This is a genomic window from Dasania sp. GY-MA-18 (genome assembly GCF_024734385.1).
Classification (GTDB): Bacteria; Pseudomonadota; Gammaproteobacteria; order Pseudomonadales; family Dasaniaceae; genus Dasania; species Dasania phycosphaerae.
Window position 1 is genome coordinate 212,829 of record NZ_JANHAP010000007.1, and the last position, 18,716, is coordinate 231,544.

Sequence of the window (18,716 nt, forward strand, 5' to 3'; positions counted from 1 at the left end):
AAAACGATAGCAACTGAATAGCTAGGGTACTTGTGTAAGCTATAGCTCTACGGGCTGGTGCTGGTGCCTGGCGTATTTGCAGCGTGAAAGCAGTGCTATAGCCAACAGGCAGGTTATCGCTTCGGCTAGCGGTATGGCCAAGTAAATCCCCTTGTTGCCCAGCCATAGTGGCAGGGTAAACAAAAATATCACAGGTAATATTAAGCTGCGGGCCAGTGCTAGTATGGCCGAAGGTGTGGGTTGGTGTATGGCAGTAAAGTAAGAGGTAAAGGCAATATTAGCGCCCACAAATAAAAAGGTAGGCCAAAAATAACCAATAAAAGTTTTTGCTATGGCTATGGTCTGGGTTTCATCAGCTTGTAGAAATAACGCAATGATAGGGTCTGGGCTTAGCAGTAGCACCAGGCAGAAAACTGCACCCACAATAATAGATGAGGAGATGGCTATGTTGAGGTACTTGCGTATATTGCCGTAGTTTTTTGCGCCTAAGTTTTTGCTAATGGTGGGCTGCAGTGCCTCGCTAAAACCGTAGGAGATCATTACCCCTAAATACAGTACATAAATAATAACGGTAAAGGCGGCTATACCCTCGGTGCCTAGCTGGGTGATGATTATCCAGTTAAATAGCAGGGTGACTATGCCTACCGAGACTTCGTTGGTGAATTCTGAAATACCATTGATGGCGGCTTTTAGCACCGGCATCCAAGAGCCTTGCAGTTTAACAAATCTGAGTTTGGCTGCTTTTGAAAAAGGGTGTGGCAGCAGTATAAAAATAATAATGCAGCCCGATAGGCCGGTAGCTAGTGCCGCCCCAGCCAGACCTTTATCCATTACTACTATAAACAGCCAGTCCAATAGCACATTGAGTGCGGCGCTAATCATAAAAGCGCTAGAGCTAAGTAAGGGGCGGCCATCGGCTACCACAAAATAGCTTAGCGCTGCGCCCACCATAATCATGGGGGTGAACAGTAACTGTAAAAATAAATAAGTATCGACTAATGGTAGTATCTCGGCAGTGGCTCCCAGGGCTTTGGCGACGGGGTTGATAAAAATCATGCCGGGTAGGCATAGCATCAGGCTAAGCAGCAGTACCGTGAGTATGATTTTAGTGAAACTATCAGAGGCGGCCTGCGGATTGTTCTCGCCTAAAAATTTACCGGCTACCACTGAGCCGCCTACCGCTAACATAAAGACTATGGCATAGATAAGGGTGGAGGCGGGTATGGTGAGGTTAATGGCGGCCAGTGCTTCTTTGCCTACATAGTTGCCCACAAACATGGCGTCTATCATTTGCGCCGAGGAGATAGAGAGTAGCCCCAGCACCGAGGGTATGGCGTAACGAAAAAAGACGGCGCTGGGCTTGCCGGTAATGGGGTCGTATTTATCCGTCATGGTATGGAGCCTGTGCTGTGTGCTTTATAAGTCTATGTGCTGCGGAAACATCGCTGCTAAATAGGCTCTGGCCACGCGTTTGGCATTTTTGCGATTAAAGGCGGCGGGGGTGATTAATAGGTCTAACCACAGGCCTTCGACTATGGCGGTATAGCCCTTGGTAACAGTGTCGGCATCGGGGCCCTGGTAGTTGCCTTCTTCAATAATCTCTTGAAACAGGGTACTAATAGAGGACTCAGTGGCGGAGTCTGATTCCGCGCAGATTTTTTGGTAAGTGGGGCGGGACTTGGCCTCGCCCCAAAAGCCAAACCACACCGCCAGTTTATCTTTTTGGCAGACCTTGGCACTAAAGTCGAAAGCCAGGTGATCTTCTAAAATCTCTTGCGTGGTTTTAGTGCTACGCTTCTTGAGTATCTTGGCTTGGCCTTCATTGTATTCGTCCACCACAAAGCGCAGGGTTTCTACTAATAGATTGTTTTTACTCTGAAAATGTAAGTTGACTATGCCTAGACTCAGCCCTGCCTCGGTGGTGATGTCGGCCATGGTGATATTGGATAGGCCTTTATTGGCGATGCAGCTAATCGTGGCTTTGATCAACTGTATGCGGCGGTCCTGTTTAGGCATGGCGCGGCGCTTGCGGCTAGGGCTGGCGGTGGTTTTAGTCATGTGTGGCTGGTCCGGGTCCAGTTGTTATTAGGTAATAAAGCTATAGGCCAATAGGGCGCAAATAGCGGCCATTATATCCGATCATCGGGCTAATGGGGGTAGCTTGTGTGGAAACAATACACTGTATAGCTAATGTTGCTCTATATATCAATGAATGAACGTTCATTAACTTGTAGACAGCTAAAAAAAGTCGTGGCATGCTTTATCGCGTTAGAACTAATAACTACAAAACGTACTAAATGGCCCGAATTAAAGGAGTCCAAAGAGTGAAAAAATATGATGCTATAGTCATCGGTGCAGGGCATAACGGCCTCACCAATGCAGCATACCTAGCGAAGGCTGGGTTAGATGTATTGGTGTTGGAGATGAACTCCTACATCGGTGGTGCCACGGTTAGCCGTGAGCTGCACAAAGATTGGAAGTACACCAACTGTTCTTATGTGTGCGGTCTGTTAAGGCCCGAAATTAACCGCGACCTAGAATTGCCCCGTCACGGCCTGCAAGTCGTGCCCTATGGTGGCGGTGTGACCTTTATGGAAAATGGCGACTACTATGGCAACTTCTCTGACCATAATCGCCAGCACCGTGAAATGGCCAGGCACTCAGTACGCGATGCCAATGCTTACGAGCGTTACGGCGCCGACGTAACCAAACAAACCCGCCTTATACGTAAATTTTTATTGCGCACGCCACCCGATCCCGCCTCTTGGAAAATGAGCGACATCAAAGAGATGATGGTGCTGGCCAAAACCGTGATGGATATGAAAACCGATGTTAACTTTGGCGATACGCTAAAGTACTGGACCAAGTCGGTGGGCGACTTTTTGGATGAGTATTTTGAGTCCGACATTATTAAAGCCCACTTAGGCGGCACCGGCATCATCGGTACCGCGTTGGGGGTTTACTCGCCGGGTACAGCTTATGTATTGCTGCATCACTATATGGGCGACGTAGATGGCACCGCTGGCGCTTGGGGTTTTACCCGTGGTGGCATGGGCGCGGTGGCCAATGCTTTGGCTAGCTCTTTTAAATCCTTTGGCGGCGAGATACGTACCGATGCCAAAGTAAAACAAATTATGGTTAGAAACGGTAAGACTACCGGTGTGGCCTTAGAGGATGGCACGGAGTTTTACGCCGACATCGTGGTGTCTAACCTAGAGGCCAAGCGTACCTTCTTGGGCATTATGGATGAGAAAGACCTGCCTGAGTACGTAATAGAAAGAGCCAAAAACTTTAAGTCGCGGGGCTCTTCCGGCAAGGTTAATATTGCCTTAGATGGCCTGCCCACTTTCCCTGCGCTCCCCAAGGGCACGCCACTGATGGCCGGTGACTTTCACTTTACCGATTCGTTAACGCGTATGGAAAAAGCCTACGACGATTGGAAAGATGGTAACTTCTCGCGCGACCCCTATGTGGATACCTTAATCCCCACTTTAACAGACCCCACCATGGCGCCTCCGGGTAAGCATATGATGACCTGTTTTGTGCAGTACTGTCCGCCTAAAATACAGGGCCGTGAGTGGACGGATGCCGATAGAGATGCCTTTGGCCAAACGGTTATTGACCAGGTCGCGAATTACAGCCCCGATTTTAAAGATTTAATTTTACACGCGGAAGTTCGTACCCCCCGTGAAATTGAAGCCGAGATAGGCTTAACCGAAGGTAATATATTCCAAGGTGAATTAACTTTCGATCAGCTGTTCTCAAATAGACCCTTCCCTGGATACGGTCAGTATAGAGGCCCGGTTAAAGGCATGTATATGTGTGGCTCCAGCACCCACCCCGGTGGTGGTGTAATGGCGGCACCTGGTGCCAATGCCGCGCGTGAAATACTGATAGATTTAAAACGAAATAATACAGTTCCAGAGGGCTATGCAGATGACTAAATCATACGATGTCGTGATGGTCGGTGGTGGCCATAACGGTTTAATTTGTGCGACCTATTTGGCAAAAGCCGGTCGCCGAGTATTGGTGTTAGAGGCCAATGAACAATTGGGCGGCGGTGCTGCTACCCGTGAATTTCACCCGGGCTTTTCAGTGTCGGCTTGTGCGCAGTGGATGTACTCCCTAAACCCCACCATTGCCAAGGATTTAAATTTAGCTAGCCATGGTTTGCAATACGCGGCTAAAAATTTACATTCTATCGCTTTGGCCAAAGATGCTAAGCACGTCACCATTACCGGTGAAGGCGGAGTGGAAGGTGTGTCGGCGCAAGATAAAGCCGCCTACAGGGAATTTCGCCGTAAAATGGGCAAGTTTTCTAAATTATTAGATAAGCTCTTTACCGTGCGCCCACCGAAAGTGATAGAAAACAATTGGACCGACCGCATCAACCTTTTAAAAATAGGTTTAGGTGTTAAGTTATTAGGCAAGGCCGACATGTACGAGTTACTGCGTCTGGGCTTAATCAATATGTTTGATGTGATGGAAGAAACTTTTGATGATGAACTATTAAAATCATTAATCAGTTTTGATGGCGTATTAGGCGCACACATGGGGCCGCGCTCACCGGGTACGGTTTACGGTTACTTATACCGCCACATGGGTGATGTTTACGGCTTTAACGGCCCAGCCTTAGTAAAAGGTGGTATGGGTAGCGTAGGTGTGGCCCTGGCCAATGCTGCTACGGCTGCCGGCGTAGAAATACGCAGTGCCGCCAGAGTAAAAAGCATAGACCTAACCGCCGAGCGCGCTAGCGGCGTAACCTTAGAAAATGGCGAAAGCATTAGCGCTACCCTAGTGGTATCCAATGCCGATCCTAAAACCACCTTTAATAACTTAGTGGGTAGACGCAACCTAGAAACGAATACCGTACGCCGGGTTAAAAACTTCCGCACCAAAGCTAGTGCCGCCAAATTACATCTAGCGTTAGATGGCTTGCCAGAGTTTACCGGCCTAAGCGCTGGGCAAGTGGGCAACCGCTTAGTGATAGCACCGGATATGCATCACATAGAGCGCGCGTTTAACTGTGCGAAGTATGGTGAGTTTTCCACGGCGCCGGTGTTGGATATCAGCATAGCCACCGTGCACGATAAAGGTTTGGCGCCTGAGGGTAAGCATGTGTTGTCGGCGATAGTGCAGTTTGCGCCGGGGCAATTAAAAGCAGGTTGGACGGAAGCAACTAAAAATGCCTTTAAAGAATTAGCCATCAATACCATTGCTGATTATGCCCCCGGTATTAAAGAGCTAATCATTGCCAGCGAATTGTTAACCCCTGCTGATTTAGAGGGTGAATACAATATGACCGATGGCCACTGGCATCACGGTGATATTAGCTTGGATCAAGTAGTCATGATGCGACCCTTCCCAGGCTCGGAGCAATACGGCACGCCAGTTGATGGCCTCTACCTTTGCGGTGCTGGTGCACATCCGGGTGGTAATGTGATGGGCTTGGCGGGTAAAAATGCTGCCAATGAAATTATAAAAAGAGGAGGTTCCGCATGAGTGAGGTCAGCGTTCAACAAGCTAATGATAGAGAAACGATGTTAATACATACACCGTTTCATTCGCGCTCTTCAGCCTTAAACAAATTGAACTCGTGGGAAAACTGGAAAGGCTTTATGGTTGCCCATGAATACGATGATTATGAGTTAGAGTACTTTGCCATACGCAGCCAAACCGGTGTTATGGACTTAACCCCCATGACCAAGTACCGCATCACCGGCCCCGATGCAGAAGCTTATTTAAATCGGCTGGTGACGCGCGACGTCACTAAAATTAAAGTGGGCCGCGTAGGCTACACCGTGTGGTGTAACTCTGATGGCCAGGTGATGGACGACGGCACGATTTTTCACTTAGCGGAAGATGAGTACCGTTTATGCTCCTACACCCATTGCATAGACTGGTTAATGTGGTCGGCCGAAGGCTTTGATGTAGAGATAGTTGATGAAACCAAACAGGTAGCCGCACTGGCGGTGCAAGGCCCCACCTCTTGCTCTTGCCTAATGGCCATGGGTTTAGAAGGTATAGAAAATCTTAAGCCTTTTGGTCTCACCACCTTCCCATTTGAAGGCGGTGAGTTAATGGTTAGCCGCACCGGTTTTACGGGTGACTTAGGTTATGAGCTATGGGTAGAGCCTGCACTAGCCGAAGCGCTATGGGATCAGTTATTTGCCGCGGGTAAGCAATACCTGATCCGCCCCTTTGGTTTATACGCCTTGGATATGGCGCGCAAAGAGGCTGGCTTTATACAGGCCGCGGTAGACTTTGTGCCCGCCGAAGACCAGGTGCGCGTAGGCAGAACCCGCTCGCCTTTTGAGATAGGCTTGGGTTGGTTGGTGGATTTTAACAAGCCCTTTTTCAATGGCCGCAAGGCTTTGCTTAAAGAGAAAGAAAACGGTTCCCGCTATCGTTTTGTGATGTTAGATATTGAAGGTAATAAGCCGGCTAACAACTCTTTTATACTCAACAAAAAAGGTAAAGTCATAGGCACTGTCACCTCGGCAGGCTGGTGCCCCAGCGCCAAGGCCAATGTGGCCTTTGGGCAGGTGGATGCCAAGTACGGCGAGATAGGTGAAGAGTTAATTACCGAGATATATTACGAGCGTGAGCTACACTGGACTAAGGTATTAGCTAAAAGCGTGGTAGTAAAAGGGCCTATGTACGATCCCCCAAGAAGAAGAGCAACACCGCCGGCACCCTTTTAATAGCGGCGCCCAGTGTTGTGGTTTAGCGAGCCGCTCTGTTGAGAGCGGCTGCATTTTATACGTATGTGATGGTTAAAAAATTATGAGCAAAACAGCAAACCCTGAGTTAGAGGCTTTTTTAGAGAACAACCCCGAGATACAAATGCTGGAGGTGCTAATACCGGATATGAACGGTATTTTGCGCACTAAACGTATACCTCGCTTGGAGTTTGCGACCTTCTTTAAAGGAAACTTAAAAGCCGTTACCACTATGCCGTTAGTCAATACTATGGGTGATTACAACACCGATATAGGCAAAGAGTACCTCAGTGGCGACCCTGATAAATCCATGAAGGCCATACCCAATACCCTGGCAACTGTGCCCTGGTTAAAATCGCCCACCGGTCAGGTGATGGCGAGCATTACTAACCTCGATGGTACGCCGGGCATGTATGACCCCAGAAATATTTTAGAAAAACTATTGCAAGACCGTTTCTACGCCAAAGGTTTAAAACCCATAGTGGCAACCGAAATGGAATTTTACTTGCTGGAGCAAAGTGATGATGCCAAGCCCAGAGTTAAGCTAGGCCGCATACATGGCACCGGTTTAAAACAGCAGGGCGTGCAATATGCCATGGCCGATGAGTTGTGGGAAAACGACGAGTTCTTAAATGACGTACGCTTAGCCTGTGAGTTGCAGGGCGTGCCTATGACCACCATACATTCCGAGTTTTCGCCCGGCCAGTTAGAAATTAACGTGCATCATGTAGAGGATCCACTGGTAGCCTGTGACCACGCCGTGTTACTAAAGCGCATTATTAAAGGCGTGGCCTTACAACACGGTATGGCGGCCTGCTTTATGGCCAAGCCCTATGCCGAGCTAGCGGGCAATGGCATGCACATGCATGTTAGCGTGTACGATAAAGACGGTAATAATATTTTTGTTGAGCCCGGCTCAGAGCAAGTGCCACCACTAAACGATACCATGCGCCACGCTATTGGTGGCCTGGCCGATACCATGTCGGATTGCATGGCGGTGTTTGCGCCTAATGCCAACTCCTACCGCCGTTTGGTGCCGGGTGCCTATGCGCCGGTGTCTACCGCCTGGGGTTACAACCACCGCGATGTGTCGCTGCGCATACCCACATCGGGCAGCAAAGACTTACGCATAGAGCATAGGGTAGCCGGTGCCGACACCAACCCTTACCTCGCCATGGCCTGTGTATTAATGGGCATAGATTACGGCATGGAAAATAAATGCCAGCCCCATGGCGAGATGGTGCAAGGGGGTGAATTTTTAGGTGAGATGGATGTAGACATCCCCATCACTTGGGAAGCCGCACTGGACGCCTTTGATGCCAGCACTATTGTTAAGGGCTATTTGGGTGAGGAATACTGCGGTTTGTTTTCGCAGATACGCCGCGATGAATGCGATGCCTTCCGTGCCATCGTATCCAATGTGGATTACGAGTGGTATTTACGAGCGGTTTAAACTTCCAGGTCACTCCGGCGAAAGCCGGAGTCTAAAGGATAGGATGTACAGGATAGAACTAACTATTTTAATCCTGCGCCATATAGCTAGATGTGTTCCATTCGGATGTTTATGTTTTCGTGGATGCCGGGTAGTAGCCCGGCAGAGCCTGCCCCATAAGCAAAGTGAATGTTTTGGGCATGACCGGAGTTAAAGTTTTTGCTTTTACATTCTTGCCGCTTAAAGCTTAATACTTACAGCTCAGCCTCAAAGAGGCTGCTTTCCTAATGACCACTCTAACCGAACAAACCCGCAAAGTTGCCCAGCAATACCGTAAGTTTTGGCAGCAGGGCGATCTGGACGGCATACTCTCTATACTCTCACCCAATGCCGAATACATTACCTTTTCTGGGGCCAAACAAGTGCGCGCTAAAGACGTGCAAACCTACGTTAAAATTTCCTTGCCTACCGCACTGCTAGATTATATTTATCACGATGAAGTAAGAGTGGATGGCGATACTGCTTTTTCTACTTATAGCTTTGTTTATATCTCGCCCATTAGTGGCAAAAAAAGTAGTTGCCGTGGCTGTGACGTGATGACTATACGCGATGGCAAAATCATACGCGTGCACGAATACAGTTCTTTTGCTGAGCTGGGCAAAGAGGGCGGGCGCAGTGATTTGGGTAAAATCGCCTTAGATGAGGCTAGCATTAATGCGATAGTAAGAGACACCCAGGCGTATTTTAAAACTCAGCCCTACTTAAACCCTGAGCTGAGTTTAGACGATGTGGCTAAGGCCACAGGCTACAGCCGTAATCAGCTATCTTATGTGTTTAACCAGGTTTTTGACTTGTCGTTTTATCAATATATTAATAACGCCAGAGTTGATTATTTTATTAGCCAATTACAGCAGCCCTGCCGCAATATTACCGCATTAGCGACGGAGTCTGGCTTTAGTTCTATGACGACTTTTTATAAGTTTTTTAAACAAAAAACCGATTTAACCCCCAAACTTTATATGCAACAGCTATAAAGCCCAATTATTTTTTACACCCGCTCCCGCTAGTAAGACATAGCCCTAGTTAATTTATATTCTACTATTGATTATCAAACCTGTGCCTAGCATGCTTAAAGTCAGTTAGGGGAGTGAAATATGTCTAAACAAGAATTGCGATACAACGGCCTCACCGAACTCAAAGAAACCCTGCCGGTAGACTGGTATTTTGACCCAGCACACTACCAGCGTGAGCTGGAGGTGATTTGGTATAAAAACTGGGTTTACGTCTGCAGAGCTGACGCCTTGGCTCAGCCTCGCGCTTTTCGCACCCAGCAAATTGGTAGCCAAAATATTTTAGTGTTGCGTACCGAAGAGGGCAGCTTGCAAGCCTTCCACAATACCTGTCGCCACAGAGGTTCGGTATTAGTAACAGAAACCGAAGGTGTGATGCGCTCTAAAAATATTATGTGCCCCTATCATAATTGGACCTATAACCAGCAGGGTGAATTAATTCGTACCCCTTCAAAGCAGTGCCCTAGCGCATTCAACATGGCTGAACACTCACTGTATGACGTAGCCGTGGTGGACTGGAATGGCTTTGTGTTTGTTAATTTAGCGGGCCAAGATGCCCAAGCTATAGAGCAATGCATAGGTGCAGGCGCTAATGCCTTTGCCAATTGGCCGGCGGCAGATTTAAAAGTGGGGGCCAGCTATAGCAAAACCATGGACTGCAACTGGAAAGTATTTTGGGAAAATTATAATGAGTGCCTACACTGCCCCGGCGTACACAAAGATTTAAGTAAACTGGTACCCATTTACCGCCGCAACTACATGACACCCTATGACGATCCTAACTGGCAACAAAACCTCACTAGCGACGACCCTGCTCTGCGTGGTGGTATGCGTACTGGGGCGCAAACCTGGACTACAGATGGTCAGCCTATAGGCAATGTATTCCCCAATTTAAGTGATGAGGAAAGAGCGCGCGCCTTTACCTATGTGGATGTGCAGCCAACAGCCTTTATTGTCGGCCACGTCGACTATATGCGTATTGTGCGCATTATGCCGCTAGGCCCAGAGAAAACCGAAATACAGGCCGAGTGGCTGTTTATGGAAGAAACTTTAAATGACCCAAACGTAGATATTGCCCCCGCAGTAGATTTTGTGAAACAGGTGATGGCCGAAGATGCCCATGTCTCGGAGTTAAACCAAGCGGGTATGCGCTCTATACGCCATAAAAAAGGCAGCTTAATGCCCGAGGAGTATGCGGTGCATGATTTTCAAAACTGGGTGAGGGCGCAGTTGCGCTAAGCCCTCATTATTTGCTTTTCAGTTAATGCGGGAGATGGCAGGCTGCCCACTAGTGATAGGTGGTGGCTTGCTGTGCTATTAACGCTAGTATTGGCAATGCCTGCTGCCCTGTGAGCTTGGCCTAGCTCTTAGTCTAAGCCCAGGCCTTGCTATTATTGTCTTTGCTGTTGCAGCCCAATATATACCATTAAGGTTATAGTGGTATAAGTTATATAGTCTAAAATGTTAATGGCTTTACTATAGTCCTAAGCGGCGCCTGCGCGCCTGCCTAGGTATTAGTTAGCCGCTATACTCATTATTTTTGGATGTTAACTTAGGTATTGGCTTGCTATGGCCCAACCCCGTAAAAATTTTTCTAACTATATCGTCGATATCTGTACTTCGCAGCGTATTGCTATGCGCCTCAGTCAGGGGCAGTTAGCGCATATGTGCGGGCTAGAGCTTAAGCAAGTGCAGGATTTTGAACAAGGTTTAGACAATCTGTCGCTAGCGCAGCTGGAAATACTGCTCAACACCCTCAATATACAGTGCCTACTCAATGAATACAGCCAGGGGCCAGATGAAGATTTACGCCGTCAGCGCGAGTCCTTGCAGAAAAAAGCACTACGGCAGCTAGCTAAATCCGATGCCATTATCAACGGCTATATAGAGCAGGCCGTGCAGTTAATATGTAAAACAACCTCACAGGTTTTACATGCAGAATTTACGGGGGCTTGGTTGCTGAATGAAGATAAGAATTACCTCAATTGTATAGATGAATATGTGTTGAGCCAGGATTTACACGAACCTGAATATGAATACTCTGCAGAAGAGTTTCCAGCCTGGTTTGCCGAGTTTGAAGGTCGCAGATCCTTGGTGCACGATACGGTTACCGAGTCTAACTATGCTACCCAGCAAGAGTTTGATGAAGAACGTAAGCAGTGGAATATTAAGTCGTCTATAGAAAGCACAGTCATTGAAAATGGCGAAATTATCGGTGTGATCACCAGCGAGGATATTGTAGAACGAAGCTGGACTGTGGATGAAATCAGCTTTCACAATCAGGTTGCCGATTTAATTATGCTAACGGTAAGAAACAGCAACTACCGTAAGATGCAAGAAAGTTTTGATCAAAAGAATCAGCTTATGCAACGGCATCATAATGCGGTTTTCACCCTGATGCATGATGAGTCTATAGCCGAAGGTGTTATACAAGAGGGCTGTGATCAAATAACCAAAGTGGTTGGTGAGCAAGTGGCGCCCGAGGCTTATTCGGTTTGTATATGGCTGTTAGCCAGTGATGATCACAGCATGAAATGTGTGAGTGCTTATCTGGCTACACAAAAAACGCACGATAAAAATAGTGCACGTTATGATTATACGCTGCAAAGCTACCCTAATTATATTAAAGCCTTGGAAAAAAATCGCCTTATCTGTAGTGCGAATGTTTATGAAAGTGAGGCCTACAGTGATTTTGCGGATACCCTGTTAATGGCAGACGGTATTGTCTCTTCGGCCAGCGTGGGGGTGTATGTATACGGCAAGCTCGTAGGGGGTGTATGTATAGACTACTGTGAGCTGCACCAGTGGAGTTCAGAAGAGGAAGGATTGCTTTCGGATATAAGCAACCAAGTTTCTTTGCTGGTTTTAAATCACGAGCGCAAGAAGTCCAGTCACCAGCTACATATGCTGTCGCGCGCGGTAGAAAATAGCTCCAGTGCTGTTTTTATTGCACAGCAAGATAGGCGTATTAATTACTGTAATAATCAGTTTTTAAAATTATTAAACAAAGATGCCTCGCAAATATTAGGGCTAAAGGTTAACGAGTTGCCATTTTCAGATAGCTCAGTTGATGATGCAGTTGCTATGCTTAATGCCATTGCTAAAAACGAAGCCTGGCGCGGCGAGTTAGAATTTAAAAGAGAACACGACCATGCCTTGTGGATTTTGTTTTCAATTACCCCAGTAGTTAATAATGAGCGGGGCGTTATAGAGTATGTGGGGGTGTGTGAAGACATAAGTAATATTAAGTTAGCTCACCAAGAGATGGAGCAGCTAGCCTTCTATGATCCGTTAACGGGCTTGGTCAATAGGCGCTTATTTAAAGAGCGTTTAAAGCAGCATATTAGTTTTGCCAAGCGCCATGGTACCCAGGCAGCCATTTTATACTTGGATTTAGATAGATTTAAAGTGGTTAATGATACCTTGGGGCATGATGTAGGTGATCAGCTACTGGTGGCTATTGCTGATAGGCTAAAGACTTCCATGCGCGAGCAAGACACCGTGGCTAGATTAGGTGGCGATGAGTTTACCGTGCTGGTCCCCGATATAAAAAATATCTCTGATGTAGAGGCCTTAGCCAGAAAAATCATTGCCGTAATTCAAAAGCCAATAGCTGTGGCAGGTAAAAAATTATCCACCACGACCAGTATAGGCGTTAGCCTTTATCCTGATCACGAAAAAGATTCTATAGAGTTGATGAAAATGGCAGATATGGCCATGTATCACGCGAAGAGCGAGGGGCGCAATAACTACCAAATCTACAATGAGCGCATTAATATGTTTAGCGCTGATTATTTGGATATGGAAAATGATTTACGGCAAGCCCTGGTTAATAAAGAATTTGTGCTGTATTACCAGCCCATTATCGATGCTAAAACCCATCGTATCCATAAGTTAGAGGCGCTAATACGCTGGCAGCATCCCACTAAGGGCCTGTTGTCACCGGTGGTATTTATACCGGTCGCCGAAGAGCTGGGGTTAATAGAAGGTATAGGAGCCTGGGTGTTGGAGCAGGCCTGTACAGATCTAGTGCAAATGCATAAGACCCACCCTGAGGTTCAGATGGCGGTCAATTTAACTGCGGGAGAATTCTCAAACCCGGAATTGGTTAAAAAAGTTAAATCCGTGTTGGATAAAACGGGCTTGCCAGGTCGTTTCTTAACACTGGAAATCACCGAGTCTATGTTGATTTCGCAATTAGAAAAAGCCATTAACACCCTTAAAGGGCTAAAGAAAATGGGTATAGTCATCGCCATAGACGATTTTGGTACAGGCTATTCATCGTTAAGTTATTTAAAACGTTTGCCCTTAGATTTCTTGAAGGTAGACCGCTCTTTTGTGAAGGATATTCCAGAAGATAATAATGATATGGAAATCACCGCGGCAGTAATTTCTATGGCTCAAAAACTACATCTACAAGTGGTTGCCGAAGGGGTGGAGACCGAAGAGCAGTTGCGTTTTTTGGAAGGTAATAGTTGTAACTATTATCAGGGCTATTTATTTTCTAAGCCCAAACCCTACGCAGAGTTAGAGACTGTTTTCACAGAGATGCTGACTAAGCTTGATCAAGAAGTTTTATAAAAATAACAGCCCTGTAGCTGCTGTTGATTTAAAATAAATGGTTGTTTGTGTTTAGCTGTTGCTGCGCCGGTACTCTATCGGCGTCATGTCGCACCAGCGTTTAAAGGCTCGGTCAAAGGCGCTGCTTTCAGAATAGCCTAACAAATAAGCTATTTCTGTTGCGGCTAAGCTGGTGTTGGTTAAATAATGAGTGGCCAAGCTTTTTCGGGTGGCGTCTAACAGTTGGCTGTAGTTATAGCCCTGTTCTGATAGCCTGCGTTGCAAGGTTCTGGCTGTAAGATGTAGCGTGCTGGCCATATCTTCTATACTGGGTAGTGCTTCGGGTAATGAAGCTACTATGCTTTGCTGCACCTTTTCTATTAAAGAATCTTCACTGTTGTCGGTGACTTTATCTATACGGCGTAGTGCTTCTTCCAGCGTATTGGCCAATGGCTCATTGGCGTTAATAATGCTTAAGTCTAAGGTGGACTTGTCAAAAATGATTTTATTAGTAGCTTGGTTAAACAGTAGTTGCTCGCAAATAAGGCGCTTATGTTCACTGGTATCTTCGGGTTCTGCATGTTGAAAATGCGCTGCCAGTGGGCGCCAGTCCGCCTGCGCTAATTTTCTAATTAGGTAAACGCTATACATGCAGCTGATTTCTGAATCTTGGCGGCTATAGCTGAGGTTCTGCGATAGGATACGATAGGACAGTTGAACCAGATCGCTAGTAATGTTCAGCGCTACCTCTATATTAGATTGATATAAATGGTAATAGCGGGTATGTAGCTTTAAGGCCTGGCCTACAGTGGCGATACTATTAATGGCATAGCCTAAAATCCCTAAGTCGCTAAATGCTAGCTCCTCGTAAATGTGTAAGCCTATATTAGGATCTTGGCAGTCTATGGCGGCTTGCTCCAGAATGTTTTGAAAACATTCCATAGTAATATCGCCCTCGCTTGCAAAGCTTTCTTCAGCTAATGCGTATAGCTTGAGATATTGCTTAGCCTGTATCGGGTGGTGCTTATGCAAATAGCGAAAAACCGGTACCAGAAAACGGCTGCTAATGGTAGGCGTAGTAAGTGAGCTGCTAAGGGGTAGAGGGCGCTTGTTATTTTTAGCCATGTTGTTTAAGAGCCCCTACACACTACGTGCCAATGTTGTCATCTGTGGTCAATATTAATACCCAGAGATAGATGATAATACAAGCGTATTAGGGCGCAACTGAAAGCTAGATAATAAATAGAGCTTGATCACCATGAGTACAGAAGCCTTGGCTATTAAATCCCCGCTAGTGATTGCTGCAGTGGTTTTTATGACGGTAGTTTCTGCTGCAGGTTTTTTGTTGCTGCCTTTATTGGTGGGTACAGTTAGCAGCGCCTTATCGTTTAATGATAAGGAGTTAGGTTATTTATCTTCATTTGTATTGTTGGCTTCTGCCATTAGTTCGGTAGGGGCTGTATTTTGGGTGAGAAAAATCAATTGGCGCTTAGCGGGGGCAGTATCTTTTGGGTTTATGATATTAGGCCACAGTGTGGCTATTTTTTCTGAACAGGCAATGCTTACCGTGCTGGCATTAGCGCTAGCCAGTTTTGGTGGTGGCTCAGCCTACTCTTTAATGTTGACGGTGCTCTCGGACAGCAGCCAGCCCGATAGAAATTTTGGATTTTCCATCGCAGCGCAAGTGGCTTTTCAGGTGTTAGGTTTGGCGCTGTTACCGGGGCTAATTGCGCAAACGGGCTTGTTGGGTTTGTTGACAGTGCTATTGTTGTTAGATTTTGTGGCTATGCTGGCGGTGTTGTTATTACCTGGCGCTGGCAAAACAGTATCGCAGTTAATAAAGCTAAGTAGCATTATGCAGCCCGGCTCTTTATTAGCTTTAATGGGCTGCTTCTTTTTCTTTTTTAATGTCGGCTGCTACTGGACCTATATAGAGCGCATGGGGGCGGCGTCTGGTTTGGCTGCTAGCTTTATGGGCTGGGGTTTGTCTATAGGTGTGGCAGTGGGTATTGCCGGTGCTTTATTAGCGGCATGGAAGGGCGAACGCTATGGCCGTGGTATCCCTTTAGCCATAGGTGCGGTGGGTACGGTGATTGCGGTGTTAATGTTGGCGGGGGTGATTACTGAGGCACTATTTATTGCCAGTGCAGCCTTGTATAACTTTGTGTGGAATTATTCGCTGGCCTATCAGTATGCGGCAGTAAATGCGGTAGATCGTTCGGGCTGCAGTGTTGCAGTGGCACCTGCCTTTCACTCTATGGGGGCGGCACTGGGGCCTGGGTTGGCGGCCTTATTAATGGTGCAGGGTGATTTTAGCGCGGTGTTGTGGTTGATTACGGTTTCCGTGTTATTGAGCTTGTGTTGCTTTGTAATGGCCTTTGCTCTGGGCAAAAAAACACTAGCGGTTATTTGATAGCTATAAAAACAGGATAAGTGAGCAAACTATGTCGGTTAAGCAACAAACTACGAAGGCAAAAAAACGCGCCCGCGATTTGGGCCTACCCTTTAAAGGTCAACCTGGGCCTTACAATGCCATCAGCGATGTGGCTGGGGTAGAGGTAGGTTTTACCACGGTACAAAAATCTCACCCGCATTTAGAGGTGGGGGTAGGGCCTATTAATACCGGCGTGACTGCCATATTACCCCGCGGCCGCGAAAAAAATCCCCAGCCGGTATGGGCGGCCACCTTTGATTTAAACGGTAATGGTGAAATGACCGGCAGCCACTGGATAGACGATGCCGGTTATTTTTTTGGCCCGGTTTGCATTACTAATACTCACAGCGTAGGCATGGTGCATCACGCCACGACCAAATGGATGATACAGCAATACCCCGACATGTTTATTGCTGGTCACGGCTGGGCCATGCCGGTAGTGGCTGAAACCTATGATGGCCCCACCAATGATATTTGCGGCCAGCATATTAACGCGCAGCATGTTATGGATGCGCTTAACAGCGCCGCTACCGGGCCAGTAGCCGAAGGTAACGTAGGCGGCGGCACGGGTATGCAAACCTATGAGTTTAAAGGCGGCACTGGCACCAGCTCGCGCGTTTTTAAAGCGGCAGCGCAACAATTCACTGTAGGGGTATTGGTGCAATCCAATTTTGGTATGCGCAGTGAGTGTAATTTATTTGGGGTGCCGGTAGGTGAGCATTTAACCGAGGGGGCCTGGCTAAGTGAGGTCATGGGCCACGAGCAGGGATCTATTATTGTCAATATCGCCACCGATGCGCCGCTGTCCTCATCGCAGCTTAAGCGACTCGCTAAACGCGGCGCTATGGGCATAGCCAGAACTGGCTCACCCGGTGGCCATCACTCTGGCGATTTGGTGCTGGCCTTTTCCGTAGCCAATGGTTTAGAGCTGCCCAAGCAGGGCCAGCCGCAACCGGCCAGTTTTAAATTAGATGTGCTCAATGAAGAATATTTAGATAGCTTATATTTAGCGGCAGTACAGGCAGTAGAAGAGGCCATTATTAATGCCATGGTTGCCGCTGAGACTATGGCGGTGGTTAAACCGGCAGGCTATATATTGCCAGCTATAGATCACCAGGCTTTGGCCGCTTTAATAAAGCAATACCATGGTTAAGTGCTATGCGGTAGGTAATGGCCTGCAGCTACCGGTTAGCATCATGGTTATTGATAAACCAAAAAAAGCCCGCATAGTAAAACTGATGCGGGCAAAGAGTGACCATTGTTGCTGTTTGGCTTAAGTATCCGCAGGCGGCGTTTGCTTGGCTCTAGCGGGGGCCCAAAAAGGTTTTGTTTTTTTAGTGCATTTGCACACTTTACGTATCCAACGTAATTCTTTTTGGTGATACACCTCGGCATAAATAGGGCCGTCGGCATATTTCCCTTCTACCAATCCCAAAGCGATATTGGCTTTAACCACCGGCGACCACATGGCCGAGGTGACATAGCCAATTTGTTTTTGGCAGGCCGCATCGCGGTATAAAATGGCGCTTTCGGCGGCTTTGTTGCCTTCTATATCCAGTTTTAATAAGCGTCTATGTTTACCCGCTTGTTTTTCTTTTAATAAAGCGGCCCTGCCGGTGAAGTGGCCTTTGTTAAAATTCACTATCCAGCTTAATGCCATTTCAAAAGGCGAGTGATCGTTGCCCTTATCCATGGTGTGTAAGGCGGGGTGAAAGTCCACGTAAGGGCTTAAAAAGCCAGCTTCTAGGCGCGCTTTTTCCAGCGATTCTAAACCTAAGGGCTGCACGCCAAAGATTTTGCCGGTACTAAATACATCATCCCAAAGGGCAATAGCATTTTTAGGGTCTATCCATAATTCATAGCCCAGGTCGCCGGTAAAGCCAGTGCGGGAAATCATGATTTCGCCATCCAGGTAAGGGAACTTGACTATGTCAAAAGGCTTGGCATTTTCAATGCCTTTAAACCCCATGGCTTTTAATAGCGCGCAGGAGGTGGGGCCTTGTATAGCCAGTGCCGCAAGTTCGTGGCTCATGTCGGTAATGTCAACATGGTCGAAACCGACTTTGGCTAATTGAAACCAATCCATATTCGGCTCGGCACAGGTGAGCATGAATTCATCCTGTGACAAGCGAAATATAGTGCCGTCATCAATGATGCGGCCAGCATCGGTACACCAAATATTGTATTGCACTGTATTAACCGGGTGCTTAGTCACATCGCGGGTCACCATGCGGTTAAGCATGGCTTCGGCGTCTGGGCCTTTAAAGCGATACTTGTTCATGGGCGATACGTCTAACACGCCGCAAGTGTTGCGGGTAGAGAAGTATTCTAAGTGCTCGTCCCTATAATAATTGGCGGCTAAAAAGCCATTCCACTCCTCCCATGCCTGGTTAAAGTTTAAGGGCGATGTGCGCTCGTGAAAAGGCGAACCCAGCGAACCGTTGGGTACGTGAGCAATCTGCTCGGGCTTTAATAAATTTGCGATAGTTAGAGGCATG

Annotated in this window: 13 protein-coding genes; 9 read left to right on the forward strand and 4 right to left on the reverse strand. The window is 47.2% G+C overall.

Going from position 1 to position 18,716, the window contains the following annotated elements:
• Positions 1–39 precede the first annotated feature (39 nt).
• Positions 40–1,392, reverse strand: coding sequence for an MATE family efflux transporter (locus tag NO559_RS10280; protein ID WP_258331738.1), 1,353 nt, complete (start codon positions 1,390–1,392; stop codon positions 40–42).
• A gap of 24 nt (positions 1,393–1,416) precedes the next feature.
• Entirely contained in the window at positions 1,417–2,058 is a 642-nt protein-coding gene (locus tag NO559_RS10285) for a TetR family transcriptional regulator C-terminal domain-containing protein (protein WP_258331739.1), read from the reverse strand.
• Positions 2,059–2,324: 266 nt separating this feature from the next.
• On the opposite strand from NO559_RS10285, the gene NO559_RS10290 reads away from it, so the two are divergent.
• The 7 genes from NO559_RS10290 to NO559_RS10320 all read left to right on the forward strand — a co-directional run bounded on the left by NO559_RS10290 (position 2,325) and on the right by NO559_RS10320 (position 13,805).
• Entirely contained in the window at positions 2,325–3,944 is a 1,620-nt protein-coding gene (locus NO559_RS10290) for an NAD(P)/FAD-dependent oxidoreductase (RefSeq protein ID WP_258331740.1), read from the forward strand.
• Positions 3,937–5,502 (forward strand): NAD(P)/FAD-dependent oxidoreductase, encoded by a 1,566-nt coding sequence (locus NO559_RS10295; protein WP_258331741.1) that lies wholly within the window; start codon positions 3,937–3,939, stop codon positions 5,500–5,502. Before NO559_RS10290 ends, NO559_RS10295 begins: the two co-directional genes overlap by 8 nt.
• Positions 5,499–6,704, forward strand: coding sequence for an aminomethyltransferase family protein (locus tag NO559_RS10300; protein ID WP_258331742.1), 1,206 nt, complete (start codon positions 5,499–5,501; stop codon positions 6,702–6,704). Before NO559_RS10295 ends, NO559_RS10300 begins: the two co-directional genes overlap by 4 nt.
• A gap of 82 nt (positions 6,705–6,786) precedes the next feature.
• Positions 6,787–8,175 carry a glutamine synthetase family protein gene (locus tag NO559_RS10305; protein ID WP_258331743.1) on the forward strand — a complete coding sequence of 463 codons (1,389 nt, stop codon included), beginning with the start codon at positions 6,787–6,789 and terminating at the stop codon, positions 8,173–8,175.
• Between the two features lie 266 nt (positions 8,176–8,441).
• On the forward strand, positions 8,442–9,188 hold the full coding sequence (locus NO559_RS10310; protein WP_258331744.1) for a helix-turn-helix domain-containing protein: 747 nt from the start codon (positions 8,442–8,444) through the stop codon (positions 9,186–9,188).
• A 120-nt stretch (positions 9,189–9,308) separates the two neighbouring features.
• On the forward strand, positions 9,309–10,463 hold the full coding sequence (locus NO559_RS10315; RefSeq protein WP_258331745.1) for an aromatic ring-hydroxylating dioxygenase subunit alpha: 1,155 nt from the start codon (positions 9,309–9,311) through the stop codon (positions 10,461–10,463).
• Between the two features lie 330 nt (positions 10,464–10,793).
• A complete protein-coding gene (locus tag NO559_RS10320; RefSeq protein WP_258331746.1) occupies positions 10,794–13,805 on the forward strand; it encodes an EAL domain-containing protein in 3,012 nt (1,003 codons plus the stop codon).
• A 51-nt stretch (positions 13,806–13,856) separates the two neighbouring features.
• On the opposite strand, the gene NO559_RS10325 is transcribed toward NO559_RS10320, so the two are convergent.
• Positions 13,857–14,909 (reverse strand): AraC family transcriptional regulator, encoded by a 1,053-nt coding sequence (locus NO559_RS10325; RefSeq protein WP_258331747.1) that lies wholly within the window; start codon positions 14,907–14,909, stop codon positions 13,857–13,859.
• A gap of 133 nt (positions 14,910–15,042) precedes the next feature.
• On the opposite strand from NO559_RS10325, the gene NO559_RS10330 reads away from it, so the two are divergent.
• Together NO559_RS10330 and NO559_RS10335 are read left to right on the forward strand one after the other, a co-directional pair.
• Positions 15,043–16,197, forward strand: a complete 1,155-nt coding sequence (locus tag NO559_RS10330) for an MFS transporter (protein WP_258331748.1) — start codon at positions 15,043–15,045, stop codon at positions 16,195–16,197.
• A 31-nt stretch (positions 16,198–16,228) separates the two neighbouring features.
• Entirely contained in the window at positions 16,229–17,371 is a 1,143-nt protein-coding gene (locus NO559_RS10335) for a P1 family peptidase (protein ID WP_258331749.1), read from the forward strand.
• Between the two features lie 120 nt (positions 17,372–17,491).
• Here NO559_RS10335 and NO559_RS10340 read toward each other — a convergent pair whose 3' ends face one another.
• Positions 17,492–18,715, reverse strand: coding sequence for an aminomethyltransferase family protein (locus NO559_RS10340; RefSeq protein WP_258331750.1), 1,224 nt, complete (start codon positions 18,713–18,715; stop codon positions 17,492–17,494).
• Between the last annotated feature and the right edge of the window lies 1 nt (position 18,716).

Excerpts from the sequence above, each read along its gene's own strand:
- NO559_RS10280 (WP_258331738.1), bottom strand. The coding sequence starts at position 1,392 with ATGACGGATAAATACGACCCCATTACCGGCAAGCCCAGCGCCGTCTTT.
- NO559_RS10285 (WP_258331739.1), bottom strand. The coding sequence starts at position 2,058 with ATGACTAAAACCACCGCCAGCCCTAGCCGCAAGCGCCGCGCCATGCCT.
- NO559_RS10295 (WP_258331741.1), top strand. The coding sequence starts at position 3,937 with ATGACTAAATCATACGATGTCGTGATGGTCGGTGGTGGCCATAACGGT.
- NO559_RS10300 (WP_258331742.1), top strand. The coding sequence starts at position 5,499 with ATGAGTGAGGTCAGCGTTCAACAAGCTAATGATAGAGAAACGATGTTA.
- NO559_RS10305 (WP_258331743.1), top strand. The coding sequence starts at position 6,787 with ATGAGCAAAACAGCAAACCCTGAGTTAGAGGCTTTTTTAGAGAACAAC.
- NO559_RS10310 (WP_258331744.1), top strand. The coding sequence starts at position 8,442 with ATGACCACTCTAACCGAACAAACCCGCAAAGTTGCCCAGCAATACCGT.
- NO559_RS10315 (WP_258331745.1), top strand. The coding sequence starts at position 9,309 with ATGTCTAAACAAGAATTGCGATACAACGGCCTCACCGAACTCAAAGAA.
- NO559_RS10320 (WP_258331746.1), top strand. The coding sequence starts at position 10,794 with ATGGCCCAACCCCGTAAAAATTTTTCTAACTATATCGTCGATATCTGT.
- NO559_RS10325 (WP_258331747.1), bottom strand. The coding sequence starts at position 14,909 with ATGGCTAAAAATAACAAGCGCCCTCTACCCCTTAGCAGCTCACTTACT.
- NO559_RS10330 (WP_258331748.1), top strand. The coding sequence starts at position 15,043 with ATGAGTACAGAAGCCTTGGCTATTAAATCCCCGCTAGTGATTGCTGCA.
- NO559_RS10335 (WP_258331749.1), top strand. The coding sequence starts at position 16,229 with ATGTCGGTTAAGCAACAAACTACGAAGGCAAAAAAACGCGCCCGCGAT.
- NO559_RS10340 (WP_258331750.1), bottom strand. The coding sequence starts at position 18,715 with ATGCCTCTAACTATCGCAAATTTATTAAAGCCCGAGCAGATTGCTCAC.